The organism is Viridibacillus arvi, assembly GCF_001274945.1.
Taxonomy (GTDB): Bacteria; Bacillota; Bacilli; order Bacillales_A; family Planococcaceae; genus Viridibacillus; species Viridibacillus arvi.
On record NZ_LILB01000005.1, the window covers coordinates 1,520,829 to 1,536,377 of the forward strand.

Genomic DNA, 15,549 nt, shown 5'->3' on the forward strand with positions numbered 1-15,549 from the left:
AAATGTTCGTTTCTATCTATTTTCATATGTTTAAAAATAAAAAAACATCTTAGATAAGATGTTTTTTCTAACTTGCTTATTCAACTAAAGCACCCCGTTAGTTCAACAAGATAATTTTTTAACTTGTTAGCTTAACCTCGTGTTATTTTTTCATTTTTCTTAATTAAAAATATTAGTAAAACTAAAATAATAATGACGAATATGTGTATTATTACTTGGACAATTTTATTGTCGAATAGCACACCGAATAACATAATAGGTACCGATGCTATATTTACAATTAGTTCCACATTAGGTACTTCAATTCCCATAATAGCTAATATTGCAGCACCAATAATAATACCAGCACAGCACAATACTAATATAAATAACCATTTTATTATATGTAATATTACAATAAACATTCTCTCAAAAAAATTTTGAAACATATAAACCTCTTTCTAACTACTTCTTATATAGAAAGAATTATAGACTATTCATCAAACCATTAATACAAGCAAAAAAAACATTTTGATTCTTTAATAATACTGCCCCTTTAGTTGAAGAAGAAAAAGGAGCTGTCTGGACAACCGACGAACTTGTACTAAAGCACCCCTTTATTTTAAGAAGGTGAATAAATCCTATGTATCATTTAAAGGAAGCCAATCCAACTATGTCCTTCTGGGAATTGTTTTTTTAAAGATAGTTTAAGCCATTCCATTTCTTTTGGTAATAGCAATGGGAGGATAGTTTGAAAGTCCTTAAAATCCTTTTCCCTCACTTGTTTTGAGCCAGCCTTATAAAGAAGCTGGACTTCTGGTTTTATATAAGGTGTACCATTATTTGTCCATTGGAATATTTCGTTCTTTCCTTTTTTAATAGACTTTTCTCTTCTATATATCCAATCATTATTTTCACTGTCAATTAGCATAATTTGAAATGTCCAGGGTGAATCCTCATTTTTACTAACCCATATATCATTTGTTGACTCTAAATACTCTCCATCTTTCCAAGGTTTGAGTTTGCCAGCCTCTGCTTTGTATAAAATCCAATCTACCTTTAGAGATTGGTACACAACTTGTTGCTCTTCTCGAAAAATAACTACATCTATATCACTGTGTTCTCTACTCTTTTTACCTAAATGTAAATCCAATGCCCATCCTCCCGCAATGCCCCACATAGATGGAATATGAGCGAACACTTCTTTAATTTCAATAACGGATAATGGTGACCAATTATCTATATCTGTTCTCAAGTTTTTTGACTCCTCAATTATTTTTTAGTATCACTTTAATATTACCCCTTATTGTACTAACCTGCCTCTTTAGTTCAATAAGAAAAAAAGCCACCTAAGTAGTTATTTCATGGTAGTTGAGCAAGGAATACAATTTTTATCTTAACCAATCCAATTCTATCGCTCGCTCTTTAGCAATATCTAGAATCTGTATCCTAGACTCATTTCCTAATTCTACTTTAGAGATTATTTGTTTAGCAGTTTCAAAATTAGAGATTACATACCCTGATTTTTCAAAATCGAATGTATAAGGTAGAAATTTTACAGCCTTTACTAAAAACCACACTGTATATGTATCAGATGCTTGCCAATACCACGATGCAAATGGAATCCTCTTAGAATTAAGTATCATGCCTACTTCCTCCATAGCTTCACGTTCAAGTGCTTCATCAATGCTTTCGTTCTCTTCAATTCTTCCACCAATAGTCGTTAAGAGCTTTTCTTCTTTATCCCATGCCATAACAATTGTTCCGTTTTCCGTTATTGGAATACAATGTACACCTGCAATTCTTTTATCTTCAGGTAAATCAATTATGTATTTAACATAGTCAGTTCCCCACTTCATACAAAGTCCTTTTGTAATACTTCGCCTAAAGACATCCTTTTTCCTTTTAACTACAACAGCATTCTGTTATTGAACTAACCTGCCCCGTTAGTTCAATAAAGAAAAAAGAGCCTTCTGAACAGCTCAAAGGTCTTCTACTAAAGCACCTCGTTAGCTTAACAATCAAATTTGTTGACCATCTAAGTATACATAACAAAAATCAGGGGAATCTTTAGTTAACTTTAAAAATCGGAGGTGAAATAATGAAGATTTTACTACTAACAATCATTGTCTTATCTAACTTACTACTATTACCAACTTCATCAATTAAAGCAGCGAACAGCTCGACATCAATTTATGAAAACGTAAATCCAAAGTTAATTTATCCTGATAATCATGGTAAATCTTTTATTAGTGAAGATGAATTTTATAGCACCTTAGATAAAAATATTTATGAAGAGTATATCAATGCAGCATTTAGTATGCGTCAAAAAATCACTTTTAAGGATTTGCCAGATATTGAAGAAGTATTTAATCAGAAAACTCGTAATGCATATAAAAAAATGAATCTGCAAAAACAGACTCATGTAGACCCTAATCGGCAAGTGTATTTTTTTGCATCTTTTCACCAAAATGAAACAGAAGAGTTCCATAAATTTGTTGTTATAGACGCCGAAACGAAAGTCGAACTTATGGGTGGAAATAGTTATCATAAGTACTTCAATCCTTATAAATAAACTAAAACCATCAATTACATTGGTGGTTTTTTTAAATAGAAAGTAAACTACTTGATATTATTCAACTAAAGCACCCGTTAGTTGAATAAGCACCTTCCTTTTAACACATTATGGTCGAACTGCGAAGGAACTTACTGTGTTCAAAATAAATTTTTGATATGAAACTTTTATAACTCTCTTTCGTAAATAAATAGATAACAACTTTTATGGAGGTGTTTTTATGGGATGGAATTAAATACATATGGAATCTTCTTCTTATTTAAAACATCGACAAAACAGCCAATCTTTGGTTGTTTTTTCTGTTATATAAATGTTTTCAATCTTATGTTTCGCTTTATGTGTCAAATGCGACATAAAAACTCCCATTCTCATCTTCAACTAAACTGCCCCGTTAGTTCAATAAAGAAAAAAGAGCTGCAAACGCAACTCAATGATCTTCAAGTAAAGCACCCCGTTAGTGCAATAAGATAGGTATTAAATATGTCCATTTGACGCTTCCTTAGAAGAGGGAATACCTCGCAATTTAGAATTGAGAAGTTTCCAAGTTATGAACCCTAAAAATGTTCCAATAGTATTTAATATTACATCATCTACATCCACGGAACGCCCCATAGGCATAGAAAACTGCACCATTTCAATAAACAAAGAAAACAGAAATCCTGTGAATCCACATTTTCTGCAAATACAAAGAATCCATTTTGAAAAAAGATTGATCAAAATGGATTCTTCATTTGTGAATGCAGATTGTGTTTTTATAAAAAGTTTGAGTAAAACTCATAGAATTCCTTCAAAAAACGGTTTGAATAGTCGGCTGAATAAACATTCAACTTTTATAAAACGGTATAATTGCTGTTTTGATAATTAAGATTGGATATTTTATTTGATTTCCTCAGCCAGCTCCAAAATAATTCCTTCTGGCCCACGAACGTAGCATAATTTATAAGCGTTTTCGTAGTTTTGTATCTCACCAATAAGTTCTGCGCCTATCTTTGTCAATTTGGTAACAAGGGCTTCAATATCTTCAACAGCAAAGGCAATATGCCGGATACCCAGAGTATTTGCTAAAGGACGCTGTATGCTATTTTCATCTGATGGCGTGTGAAATTTTACTAGTTCTATATTTGCGTCACCTTCTGGCGTTCGCAACACTACTAATTCTATATTTGCGTCATCTTCTGGCGTTCGTAACATTTCAACTTCCTCTTTAACGTCTTGAAGCCCCATTAACCGCTCCATCCGCTCCACCCACTCGCCTTCCACTTTTCCTTCCCCAAGCATTTCAAGGCCAAAGTCAAGAAAAAACGCTTTCGCGGCAGGAAGATCATTGACTATTATACCCACATGATCTATTCTATGGATTTTCATATCTCATACCACCTTTTTCCTAATTTCATCACATATGTCTCCTAAAGATTTCTTCTCGATTGCTTAATAACTTTTCCTCTTAACGGAACAATTTATTTTCAATTAACAATTCATTAATCCACCTTTTATTCAGATGTTCTTTCCCTTCATTATAAAAAAGCCCCTTTAGATAACCATATCCAAAGGGAAAAAGTATCGCAACTTTTACAAACGTCGCAACTCTATTTCAAACCTACAGCTCAAAGATCTTCTACTAAAGCCCTTGTTAGTAAAAGTTAATTTATATCTCCAAGATAAACTGGAGAATTTTCACCATTTAAATATCCAATTATATATTTTCTTAACTCCTTAGGGTATAGCCTGAAATTTAATAGATCCTCAATACGAACCCACTCAATACCTACCTGATGATTATCAGGATTTGTTGGTTTTATTGGATTTTCAGTTCTGCTTAGCTGACACAAAAAATAATATTCTATTTGATGAACATCAAAATCAATTTCAGCATATTCATGATGTTTCCCTATATACTCCCTGATATGTAATAATTCTTGGATATCTATATTAAGTCCAATTTCTTCAATACACTCTCTTTTTAAAGTGGTATAGAATGTTTCACCATGATTTTGACCTCCACCAGGACAAAGAAAAAAATAACCCTCGTCATCTTGATTTTTAGTTAATAATATTTTTTCCCCATCTAAAATAATTGCCTTTACTGAGTTTCTAACTTTCATATCTTTCCCTCCTTTCTTTTTGGCTATATCCAAATTACAGCATTTATTATTCAACTAATCTGCCCAAACCTCTAGAGGAGTATATGTAATTTAATAACATAATCTCTGATACGGTATACCTTTCTCGTAGAAATGCTATTAATTCTTTTCCACTCGGTAATAACCTCTGCAAAATACTGAGTTCTTCGGTTTAATGACAATTAAAAATGAATTTATGATATCAGAGGAAGAAATCCATAAGTTTATCCAACTTACAAATAATAAAATTGATTTAATATTCCCTGATACATAGAATGAGACAATGGCAGGCACTACGGATAATCCAATGAGGGGCAGGCTCATAAAGATCCAAAATCTCGTTTTGGATAAGACTGCATTTGTATGTAGCCAAAAAAAGGTTCCGCGAAATGTTAAGCTAATATCACCTTTTTTGTTTATCACAACAATGTGAAGGGATTCGTGAATGATGAAGACAAAGATACCTATTAAGATGAGAGCAAATGTATTGATAGGAACGGACCATGCATCGAAGAAAAGGGACATCAGAAAAATGGTGATCTGGAGCAAATAAACAAACTTCATAAAGTGCTTTCGAAACCAATTATTCTTTATAAAAGGGATCCATTCTACCAAATCCATACTTATTTGCGGTAAATGACGAAACCATATTATCATAAGCTTCCACTCCCTCTTTTTGCTGATTCCAACGTTTTAAATGATTTCATCCCTACAATTCCCCCTTTTAGAAAAAATTCGTTTCTAGTGTACAGAATCCCTTATCTAAAACTCCTTAGCTCCAACTATCTAGTAATTGTCCATTACTATACTTCTCATTACCACTTATATAGAACCTCACCCTTCAATTCGATCTTTACAACAAAAGTTCATTCCTGCTTATTGAACTAACCTGCCCCGTTAGTCGAAGAAGAGATATATTTTCTTATATGATCTAACTTGTGTTTTTTGCTATTTTTAACGCTCTCACAAATGCTATAAGTAAATAAAGAACAACTGTATATACAAGTACACCGCTCATAGAGTAGATAGCTTTTAAATCTGTACTTATTGGGGGATAACCACTGTGAGCATTAAAATGATCTTCTGCTCCTTCGTATCCTAAATATATAGTAAATAGGGTGAAAATTAGTAAGATAAGAGCAAATATAGATTTCTTATGAAAAACTATTTTAATTAAACTATCTTTAAAAACTGTTATGAAATTTATTTGCCTTTGTTCCTGATTCATTAAATTCAATCCACTTTGAAAAGGGACTAAAAAAAATACAATGAGTCCACTATAAACTAAAAGCATTACTAAAATCTCTGAGTACCCCATTAAGACCTCCTATTTTAAATAACTTTTCCATCATGTCATTTTGTACTTTAATAGACATTACCTCCTTAAATATAGTAATAAATATTCTCTAATATTAATTCACCTCACTTGCAATATACATTTTAAACCATATATTTAATAATTAGTTAAATATTAAATATGTAAAAAAAAAGAAGATGTTTAAGGAAACTCAGTAAGCGTATGTTTTAATTTTAAGCTATTAATAATGTATTCAAATAAATTCTCTATACTGGCTTTTAAAGCTTTTTTATTTTCGATTCTTTTAACTAAATGAAAATGTTAAGAACAACAAAAAACGGTAAGCTTTTAAAGGCTTACCGTTCCAGTTTTATCGATATATTCTTAAACTTTTGAGGGGGGTTTAAGAACACATTGTAGTGTTTAGCTATTCTTTGGAGAAAAGTAGCTAATAAAAATCCTGCTCTACTTGCTATGTTGTAAAGGAGGTTTTTTCTTTATATGATAATGATAATCATTATCATATAAATAGTCAAGCATTTTATAGAAAATTCACTTATATTTTATACTTTGAAAATTGTTACTCTCTCTTTTCTATAAAAGTATAAATATTTATCCAATAAGTCTTTAAAATTTTATTGTATAGTAGTTTATAAGAGGTGATTAAATGGGTACTTTATCTAAAGATCAAAGACAACAACTAAACGCATACAGTGTATATACGGACGAGCCGTCAACGATACTCTTCCGACTAGATCAATTGCATGATGATTCATTTCTTCCTGATTTTATGAACGTTATGTACGCAATAAGTGGTGTAACATCGGAAACAACTGCGATTTCATATTTCACAAAACGTTATGGCATGTTCATCGCTATGCAGTTTTACATGCTTAGTACATATGACGAAGTTTGGGATAGCGATGTTTCCTCAATCCATTTCGGAGCACGTCAAGAATTTGGTAGAACAGCACTTTGCACATATATAAAAGAAGATGATTGGCGTGTTGTTGATGATTCAGAACGTGAAGAAGTAATTGCACGTATTTTGCTTACACAATGTCATGAAATCATTCAACAGTTACGCAAAATTACATCTGTTTCTCCATTAATGCTGTGGGAAAACATTTTCGGGTATATGCTTTGGCATTTTCATACCCTCCTTTCTAATCCTGGAACTGAAGATCAGGCACGTATTGATTTAGACATTTTAGAGGATGATAACGTATGGTCTAAGTTCTTAAAGCACTCCCAGTTTGCAAAATATACTGGTGGCCAACATCCATCCAAACTAATCAATAGACCTGTTCGTAAAACATGTTGTTTCTCAAAAGACGTACCAGGATGGTTACAATGTGGCTTCTGCCCTTTAAAATAAGGAGTTTTTTTCCTATCTATAAGAACCCCGGAAATTAAATGATGTTTTGATTAGAATAATCATAAATTTTTCTTTACAATTTCCAAATTGAGGATTATACTGTAAACATCAAAAGTTTCCTAAAGGAAACTTTATTGTGTATACAACATTTTTGAGAGTGAGGGAAACTATGACGCAAGCTAGAGAAAAGACTGTCTATAAACGCTTCCGAGGCCCTACCGCTGAGGATGTATTGAGAGGTGATGTGAAGGGTTTCAGACGCATTTTACCTTTTCTAGGTCCAGCCTTTATCGCTGCAGTCGCTTATATAGACCCAGGAAACTTTGCAACGAATATTACTGCAGGCTCTGAATATGGCTATTTACTATTATGGGTAATCGCAGTTTCTAACTTAATGGCTGTTCTCATCCAATCTCTTTCTGCGAAGTTAGGGATTGCTACAGGAAAAAATTTACCGGAAGTTGCTCGTGAAAACTTTTCTAAAAAAACATCAATATTTTTATGGATACAAGCTGAACTCGTCATTATGGCAACCGATTTAGCTGAATTTATAGGTGCTGCTCTAGGACTGTACTTAATATTCGGTATTCCAATGTTACCTGCAGCACTTATTACAGCAGCTGGTTCATTTGCTATTTTGGAATTACAACGTCGTGGATATCGTGCATTTGAAGCAGGCATTTCTGGAATGGTTTTAATCGTCGTTGCAGCATTTGCCTTTCAAACATTTATGGCGAAACCAGATGTCGGTGGTGTCATTTTAGGTATTTTCACACCACAATTTGAGGGTATAGATTCCATCTTACTTGCAACAGGTATTTTAGGAGCAACTGTTATGCCTCATGCAATTTATTTACATTCTTCACTAACACAAAGTCGTGTTATTGGCCGTACCAATGAAGAAAAAAGAAAAATTTTCCATTTTGAGTTAATTGATATTGTCATTGCTATGATTATTGCAGGAGCAATTAATATGAGTATGTTAATTGTTGCAGCTGCAGTGTTCTTTAACAAAGGTATTGCTGTTGAAGATTTAGACGTTGCATTTGAAGGTTTAACACAATATATCGGACCGATGGCTGGTATTTCTTTTGGTCTCGGATTATTGATTGCTGGTTTAGCGAGTTCTTCAGTAGGTACGATGGCTGGTGATATCGTAATGCAAGGGTTTATTCGAAAAAAAATCCCAATTTATTTACGACGAGCTATTACAATGTTGCCTCCACTTGCTATTATTGCATTTGGTGTTAACGCAACTTATGCATTGGTATTAAGCCAAGTCATTTTATCATTTGGTATCGCATTTGCACTCGTTCCCCTAATCATCTTTACAAGTAACAAAACAATCATGGGCGAGCTCGTAAATTATAAAATCACTACAATTGTTGGCTGGATAGTTGCTGCAATCGTAATTTTCTTAAATTTATATTTACTTTATCAAATGGCATTCGGTGCATAATCATAAACCAGTTCGAGCACACTTCTATTTACAAGGGAGTGTGATTAAATGGAGAGACCTGAAATTCCAGCTGATAAAAAGATTTTCGCTGATTTGCCATATTTAGATAATCCTGATGTTGTTGCTACCGATTCCATTAGCCTGTTCGATTTGCATGAAGATATGCAAACCGTTGATGCCATTCCTGTTGAAGAGCTAAATGATAAAGTGAAAGATGAAGACAATCATCATGGAACAAAATCAACCTCTTCTACAAAACGGAAATACTCACGGTCCGTAGAGGATATGGAAGCTTAAAATGGCTATATTGCAAATAAGAGAAGCTGTGCATAAAGTATTCATAAATACTTTTATGCACAGCTTCTTTAGGTTTTAGCGGCATTTAAAATAATGATATTTTATATCTCTACAATGTATTTGCGGATTTCTTTGTAGTACAACAAATTTTGAATTATAAAAATTAACCAAAGAATAACAATGAAAAAATAACGATTAAGTGGAAAAAGCATAATTGCAATTGTCAGTGGTATTGCCATTGTGTAAAAACTATATACTTTTTTCGTTGCTTTTTGCGTTACTTGTCGGAACATTTCATCTTCTTCAATGTATTCAGGTGGATGAAATGAAAATAAAGATATTTTGTCATTTGGATACTGTTTGTTATGTTTGGACAACTTTTGGAAATAGGCGCTATAAAAAGGTACTAACAATACTAAACCCACAATTACCGTAAAGATTGATGTCATATCTATTTTAGCTACTACTACACCACCATCATTATCAATTAATGATCGTATCATTGGAAATAAAATATCAGAACAACGAACAGCACCATAACTTATTATCATTAAAATAATTATTAGAGTAATATTCCAAAGTGGATATTGAACGCGTAGGTCACTTTTTTTCATATTTCATCCTCCTCTAACCAAAATAAATCGTCAACAGAGACTTGTAAATGTTTTGCCAACCGTAATGAAAGTGTTATTGAAGGAGAAAACTCTCCTTTTTCAATAAAACCAATTGTTTGTCTTGTAACTCCAGTACGAGATCCAAGCTCAGTTTGTGAAAATCCATGTCGTGCTCGTAATTCTTTCACTCGATTCCGTAGCATATAACAAACTCCTAAACGTTAATTATTATATACATAATGTAATGTATAGTTAACATAATGTCAACTATTACCATTTTTACTAATTGTAATTAAAAAAGCCATTTCATAGAATTAAAATTCTGATGAAATGACATTTAAATAAACCTTATTTATAAAAGATAAATTATCTAATGAATTCTGCTGGGATATCTGGTTGAGCACCCATTTCAGTTACTACAAATGCCGCTACTTTTGAAGCGTATGTAATAGCGTCTGTAAGTAAATCGCCATGGCATAATGCTACGGCCAATGCTCCATTAAAAGAATCCCCTGCTCCTGTTGTATCAACTGCTTTTGCCATTTCAGCTGTTACGAATCCACTTTCTTCGGAAGTCATATAAAATGCCCCCTTACTCCCTAGCGTTACGACTACTGCTTGCACACCTTTTGCAAGCATAATCGAACATGCCTTTTGCAAGTTATCTTCTGAATCTGCTGAAATTCCTGTTAACAATTCAAGTTCTGTTTCATTAGGTGTTAATATTGATACCTTCTGTAACAGTGAGTCTGGAATATCACATGCAGGTGCTGGATTTAAAATGATTTTCACTCCATTTGCATATGCAAGTTCTGCAGCCTTTTCTACTGCTTCAATAGGTATCTCCAACTGTAATAACAATATATCACTTGTTTCAAAAGCAGCTTCCGATTCTTGGATTTGCTCAGGTGTTACAAGAAAATTGGCTCCTGGGAATAGAACAATCGAATTTTCGCCAACATCAGAAAGCTGAATAATTGCTTGGCCAGTTACGCCTTTAGAAGAAATTGCTTCAGTTTTAACGCCTTTTCTCTCCATATTCTCTTTCGCACGAATGCCATGGTCATCGGCTCCAACGCTCCCGATAAATTGAACGTCTGCACCTAGCTGTCCTGCAGTGACTGCCTGGTTAGCTCCTTTTCCTCCAAAATACAGATCATGTTTCGTACTGTGTATAGTTTCACCTTCTTTAACTATATGAGGTACTTCATATACAAGGTCAATATTAATACTACCTGCTACTATAATATTTTTAGTTTCCATTTAACTTACTCCTTTATTGCTTAACTTTTTCAGAAATAGCAGCTAGAAGCTGGGCCTGCGTAGTTATACCATCCGATAGGGATAATAATTTAGCCATTTTTGTTACGGCAGGAGGCTTTAACATACTCATTTCTAGAACTTCATGGTTATAAAAAATTTGATCTACATTATCGTCTACAACTATTTTACGATTCGCCATAACAACAATTCTATCAAAATATTCAGTTACAAACTCCATATCATGTGTAATTGTAATAACCGTTTTCCGCTTTTCTTCAAGTACTTTTAAAATGTGTACCAAACGTTCTAAACCAACCTTATCTTGACCTGCAGTGGGCTCATCTAAAATAATAACATCTGAATCCATTGCTAAAACAGATGCAATTGTTACAAACTTGCGGATAGAATAAGGTAAATTATACGGATTCTCATCATTATAATTTTTTACACCGCATAAATCCATGGCCCAATTCGTTAGTTTGTCTACTTGTTCTTCATTAAACCCCATATTTTTAGGCCCAAAACGTACTTCAGATTCTATATTATTATGAAAAATTTGATCATCAGGATTTTGAAAAACATAACCTACTTTTCTAGAAATTTGCGCTGTTGTGTATTCTTTTGTGTCCATATCACCAACTAATATATTTCCTTTAGTTGGCTTTAATAATCCATTCATTAATTTAACAGCTGTCGTTTTACCTGCGCCATTTTGTCCAATAATAGCAATACGCTCTCCACTTGAGATAGACAAACAGAAATCCTCTAAAGCTAGTGTTCCATCTGGATAAGAATAACTTACATTTCGTATATTTAAATTAGTCATTATTCTCCTCCCATTCCATCTTTAAAGCTTTTGGTAGTTCTTCATTTCGAATGGGAATAAATTTTAGTGGAACTCCTATATCTATAAGATTTAAAGCCACTTCAGTAACATGTGGATATTGAATATTAAATGTTGCATACTTGGGATCTGAAAAAACCTCTCTTACAGGGCCCTGCATAACAAGTGCACCTTCATGGAGTACTAAAATATTATCGGCATACTCTGCTATTAAATCCATTTTGTGCTCTACAAGTAATACCGTTTTCCCTCGTTCTTTCATTAGACGAATAACATCAAATATGTCTTCAGTTCCTATGGGATCTAACTGAGATGTCGGTTCATCGATTACTAAAATATCTGGATCCATTACAATAATTGCGGCTAACGCAACACGTTGCCTTTGCCCACCAGATAATTCAAATGGATTTTTTCCTCTTAAATGCTCAATGTTCACTAGTTTTAATACATCTTCAACTTTTTGTATTATCTCATCTACTGGTACACCTAAGTTTTCTAAACCATATGCAACTTCATTAAAAACAGAATCTTTCACACCAGAAATTTGACTGAAAGGATTTTGAAAAACATAGCCAATTTTCTCGCCTAGTTGTCCAAGTTGATAATCTACAATTTGCTTGCCATCTACAATAACTTCACCTGCTAATTCACCTTTATAAAAATGTGGAACAAAACCACGTATCGCATTGCACAGCGTTGTTTTTCCAGCTCCATTATTTCCGACAATTGCTGTAAACGCCCCTTTTTGAATTGAGAATGTAATATTTTTCAAACAAAAATCATCGCTAACAGGGTAACGATATGACATGTTTTTTATTTCAATGATATTTTTCATAAGAAAAACCTCCAAATAATAAGACTGATCATCAAAATAAGTAATACAATCGGTATTGTCCTATCAGAGTTACTTCTCTTTAACTTATGTAGGCTCGTTTTTTTAGTCGGGGCAGAAAATGCACGTGATTCAAGCGTGATAGCACGTTCTTCTGTACTTGCAATAGAAGATAAAATCAGAGGCGTTAATATTGGTATAAATGCCTTCGCACGTATCAAAAGTGAGCCTTCTGTTTCCACTCCTCGAGTCTTTTGCGCTTCCATAATAGTATGTGCTTGACGTCGCATTTCAGGAATTATTTGTAACGTTGATAATACAATATACGCACCCATTGGTGGCATACCCAAATCTTCCAACGCTTTTACGAAATCACGTATTTCTGTAATTCTGAAAAAAAGGATGAAAGCTGAACCCATTGCTAACACACGTGAAGTTAGTACAAGTCCGTACTGCAATCCTTCTTTAGTTGCCTCAAAGATCCACCATTCACCTATAACTTGATCTCCTGGATAGAAAAAAAGTTGCATTATAAAAACGATCCCCAATAACAACACTAACGCTTTCACAACAATGTCTAAATATTGTTTGCCTACTCCCGCAATGATAGCTATCACGAGTAATATAGGAAACCATGTAAACGCAAATATATAACTAGGTATAATAATTACTGAGATTGTTACAAATAAAGAAAAATACAATTTCGTCAATGGATGTAAATTTAAAATTGGATTTAGTTTCATTATTGGCATCTCCTTAAAAATATGTCTTAAAATCTAAATCATAGAGAAAAAAGCCCTTTCCTTTCCATTGATAAACTAACAACGAAAATAGAAAGAGCTTAATAGTATTAACGTTGTTTACGTTTCATATAAAGTTCTCCATAATTCATTTTGGATAAATAACGATCTGACATACTTTTAACAATGAAGTATACAATTAATACTGAGACTACTTTATCAGCTACTTCAGTAATAAATGAAGAAGAGAATACTGCTGTCCATAATTCTTGGCCAGCTGCTAAAAATGTCGCTGTAATAATTGCTGATGTATTACCAGTAGCGCCACCAAAAACTAAAACGGTTATTGGTGCAGATACAATGACAGCAATAAATGTGATAATAATACCTGAAATAATAACTTTACCAATTTGTTTGAACATACCAAACTTAGATAAATAACCTGCACCAAGCCCTATCGCTATTGATGTTAATGCATACGGTAAATAAATAGGATTAAAAATAGCATTAATTAAATTTGTAATAAGTCCTGCTAAAAGAGCTACCCAAGGTCCTGCCACTACACCAATTAAAATTGTGCCAATAGTATCTAAAAAGATAGGTAATTTTAATACATTGGCAACCTGGAACCCTACTAAGTTAACCGCAACACCTATTGGAATTAAAAGCATTGCTAACATATTAAAATCATCTTTAAAGCTACGTTTCATCTCGTCATCCTCCTTCGACTATTTTCATCCTCAAAGTAACCGTTCAATAAGTGAATCTTCATATACCAATCATATTGTTCACATAGCAGTCAACTCCCTCGATGTTTCTAATTATCATGCATATAAACCCACACGACAGTTGTGTAAGCGAATACATTTTTTTATTTCCTTTCTTCATATAGAAACCATTATTAATTGCATTGTCTCCTCCTATTTCATCTAATGATGGAAACATGTTTTTGGTGACATTAAACTCAATCAAAATTCTTAAATATGGGGTCCAATACTATTTTTCAATCACTGTTTTACTTAATATATTTATGAGTGCTAATAAATACTACTATTAAAAACAAAAAAACTATTTGATATCTAAATAGATATCAAATAGTTTTTAAATACTTCTTCCTTAAGCTAGTTGTTTACCAATCGTATCCACAGCATTAAAGAATAATTCAATAAATCCTTCACGATTAACTGTATGTAGTACTTTAACATTATGAGCTTTACCTGTTTTACCTACATAATCAACAATTGTTGAACCTGCTGTTAAACGGCCTTCTAACTCTACTTCTACAAAGTAGTCTCCACCTTGGAATAGCTCCGGTGCAACAAGATAAGCAACTGCACAAACATCATGTACACGAATTTGGTTTTCGAAATTTGGAGCGTGAAATGGCGTTTGTGATTGTGTAAATGTATAAAATTTCATCATCTCAGCAACTTTTTCAGCAAATGAGGTTCCTGACTTGCTTAATCGTTCCATTTCATCAAGGGTTATATAGGCTTTATGCGTTACATCTAAGCCACTCATAACAATCGGTAAACCTGAACGGAAAACTAATTCTACCGCATGTGGATCAACATAAGCATTAAATTCAGCAGTTGTTGACATATTACCACCTACTGCTGATCCACCCATCCATGAAATCATTTTAATTTTCGGTTTTACTTCCGGGTGTGCTAATAATAACGCTGCTACATTTGTTAATGGGCCGGTTGCTACAATGATTACAGGCTCATCACTAGCTAAAAGCGTTTCACGCATTGCATTAACAGCTGAGCGTTCACTCGTTTGTAAAGTTGGTTCCGCCCATTTCACATTGCCTAATCCACCTTCACCATGAATCTCTTCAGCCACTTCTAATGTACGGAACATAGGAGCATCGAGACCTCTAGCAACTTCAACATCTTGTTTAATATACGTTAAGAAACTAAGTGCATTATACGTTGTTTTATCTTGCGATACGTTTCCAGCTTCAGTTGTTACTAAACGGATATCTAACTCAGGTCTCGCAAAAGCAAGTGTTAGCATCATTGTGTCGTCAATACCAGGATCACAGTCTAATATTACAGGGATCTTATTCAATAGATTCACTCCTCAATACAATTACTACTATTATTTTAGTAGCACTATATTTACTTCAATAAGTATTGTAACCTT

20 protein-coding genes are annotated in these 15,549 nt (G+C 33.4%); 4 read left to right on the plus strand and 16 right to left on the minus strand.

What is annotated here, in order from left to right:
• Positions 1-131: 131 nt before the first annotated feature.
• From AMD00_RS16420 to AMD00_RS16430, 3 genes are all read right to left on the minus strand, one after another.
• On the minus strand, positions 132-404 hold the full coding sequence (locus AMD00_RS16420; protein ID WP_245639543.1) for a hypothetical protein: 273 nt from the start codon (positions 402-404) through the stop codon (positions 132-134).
• A gap of 227 nt (positions 405-631) precedes the next feature.
• Positions 632-1,234, minus strand: a complete 603-nt coding sequence (locus tag AMD00_RS16425) for a nucleotidyltransferase domain-containing protein (RefSeq protein ID WP_053418069.1) — start codon at positions 1,232-1,234, stop codon at positions 632-634.
• Positions 1,235-1,370: 136 nt separating this feature from the next.
• Positions 1,371-1,838, minus strand: a complete 468-nt coding sequence (locus tag AMD00_RS16430; RefSeq protein WP_053418070.1) for an NUDIX hydrolase — start codon at positions 1,836-1,838, stop codon at positions 1,371-1,373.
• Between the two features lie 242 nt (positions 1,839-2,080).
• Between AMD00_RS16430 and AMD00_RS16435 the strand changes: the two genes are divergently transcribed.
• Positions 2,081-2,554, plus strand: a complete 474-nt coding sequence (locus tag AMD00_RS16435; protein WP_157059274.1) for a hypothetical protein — start codon at positions 2,081-2,083, stop codon at positions 2,552-2,554.
• A 474-nt stretch (positions 2,555-3,028) separates the two neighbouring features.
• On the opposite strand, the gene AMD00_RS22935 is transcribed toward AMD00_RS16435, so the two are convergent.
• From AMD00_RS22935 to AMD00_RS16460, 5 genes are all read right to left on the minus strand, one after another.
• A complete protein-coding gene (locus tag AMD00_RS22935; protein WP_245639544.1) occupies positions 3,029-3,271 on the minus strand; it encodes a VanZ family protein in 243 nt (80 codons plus the stop codon).
• A 159-nt stretch (positions 3,272-3,430) separates the two neighbouring features.
• Positions 3,431-3,919 (minus strand): VOC family protein, encoded by a 489-nt coding sequence (locus AMD00_RS16445; RefSeq protein WP_053418072.1) that lies wholly within the window; start codon positions 3,917-3,919, stop codon positions 3,431-3,433.
• Positions 3,920-4,194: 275 nt separating this feature from the next.
• A complete protein-coding gene (locus AMD00_RS16450) occupies positions 4,195-4,656 on the minus strand; it encodes an NUDIX domain-containing protein (RefSeq protein WP_053418073.1) in 462 nt (153 codons plus the stop codon).
• A 138-nt stretch (positions 4,657-4,794) separates the two neighbouring features.
• Complete coding sequence (locus AMD00_RS16455) at positions 4,795-5,331, minus strand: DUF3267 domain-containing protein (protein ID WP_407701123.1); 537 nt, start codon at positions 5,329-5,331, stop codon at positions 4,795-4,797.
• A gap of 274 nt (positions 5,332-5,605) precedes the next feature.
• Positions 5,606-5,992 carry a hypothetical protein gene (locus AMD00_RS16460; protein WP_157059275.1) on the minus strand — a complete coding sequence of 129 codons (387 nt, stop codon included), beginning with the start codon at positions 5,990-5,992 and terminating at the stop codon, positions 5,606-5,608.
• A 646-nt stretch (positions 5,993-6,638) separates the two neighbouring features.
• Here AMD00_RS16460 and AMD00_RS16465 point away from each other — a divergent pair.
• The 3 genes from AMD00_RS16465 (at position 6,639) to AMD00_RS16475 (ending at position 9,105) form a co-directional block, all read left to right on the plus strand.
• Positions 6,639-7,349, plus strand: a complete 711-nt coding sequence (locus AMD00_RS16465) for a Fe-S oxidoreductase (RefSeq protein ID WP_053418075.1) — start codon at positions 6,639-6,641, stop codon at positions 7,347-7,349.
• A 169-nt stretch (positions 7,350-7,518) separates the two neighbouring features.
• Complete coding sequence (locus tag AMD00_RS16470) at positions 7,519-8,808, plus strand: Nramp family divalent metal transporter (RefSeq protein ID WP_053418076.1); 1,290 nt, start codon at positions 7,519-7,521, stop codon at positions 8,806-8,808.
• A 48-nt stretch (positions 8,809-8,856) separates the two neighbouring features.
• On the plus strand, positions 8,857-9,105 hold the full coding sequence (locus AMD00_RS16475) for a hypothetical protein (protein WP_053418077.1): 249 nt from the start codon (positions 8,857-8,859) through the stop codon (positions 9,103-9,105).
• 101 nt (positions 9,106-9,206) lie between these two features.
• Here AMD00_RS16475 and AMD00_RS16480 read toward each other — a convergent pair whose 3' ends face one another.
• The 8 genes from AMD00_RS16480 to AMD00_RS16515 all read right to left on the minus strand — a co-directional run bounded on the left by AMD00_RS16480 (position 9,207) and on the right by AMD00_RS16515 (position 15,474).
• Positions 9,207-9,719 carry a hypothetical protein gene (locus AMD00_RS16480; RefSeq protein WP_053418078.1) on the minus strand — a complete coding sequence of 171 codons (513 nt, stop codon included), beginning with the start codon at positions 9,717-9,719 and terminating at the stop codon, positions 9,207-9,209.
• On the minus strand, positions 9,716-9,922 hold the full coding sequence (locus tag AMD00_RS16485) for a helix-turn-helix transcriptional regulator (RefSeq protein ID WP_053418079.1): 207 nt from the start codon (positions 9,920-9,922) through the stop codon (positions 9,716-9,718). Before AMD00_RS16485 ends, AMD00_RS16480 begins: the two co-directional genes overlap by 4 nt.
• 163 nt (positions 9,923-10,085) lie before the next feature.
• Positions 10,086-10,982, minus strand: a complete 897-nt coding sequence (gene rbsK, locus AMD00_RS16490; protein ID WP_053418080.1) for a ribokinase — start codon at positions 10,980-10,982, stop codon at positions 10,086-10,088.
• 13 nt (positions 10,983-10,995) lie between these two features.
• A complete protein-coding gene (locus AMD00_RS16495) occupies positions 10,996-11,808 on the minus strand; it encodes an energy-coupling factor ABC transporter ATP-binding protein (RefSeq protein ID WP_053418081.1) in 813 nt (270 codons plus the stop codon).
• A complete protein-coding gene (locus AMD00_RS16500; RefSeq protein ID WP_053418082.1) occupies positions 11,801-12,661 on the minus strand; it encodes an energy-coupling factor ABC transporter ATP-binding protein in 861 nt (286 codons plus the stop codon). Before AMD00_RS16500 ends, AMD00_RS16495 begins: the two co-directional genes overlap by 8 nt.
• Positions 12,658-13,401, minus strand: coding sequence for an energy-coupling factor transporter transmembrane component T (locus tag AMD00_RS16505; protein WP_053418083.1), 744 nt, complete (start codon positions 13,399-13,401; stop codon positions 12,658-12,660). The genes AMD00_RS16500 and AMD00_RS16505 overlap by 4 nt, the downstream gene beginning before the upstream one ends.
• 107 nt (positions 13,402-13,508) lie before the next feature.
• Entirely contained in the window at positions 13,509-14,108 is a 600-nt protein-coding gene (locus tag AMD00_RS16510) for an ECF transporter S component (RefSeq protein ID WP_053418084.1), read from the minus strand.
• A 406-nt stretch (positions 14,109-14,514) separates the two neighbouring features.
• Positions 14,515-15,474: a nucleoside hydrolase gene (locus AMD00_RS16515; protein WP_053418085.1), complete on the minus strand. Its 960-nt coding sequence runs from the start codon at positions 15,472-15,474 to the stop codon at positions 14,515-14,517.
• Positions 15,475-15,549 lie beyond the last annotated feature (75 nt).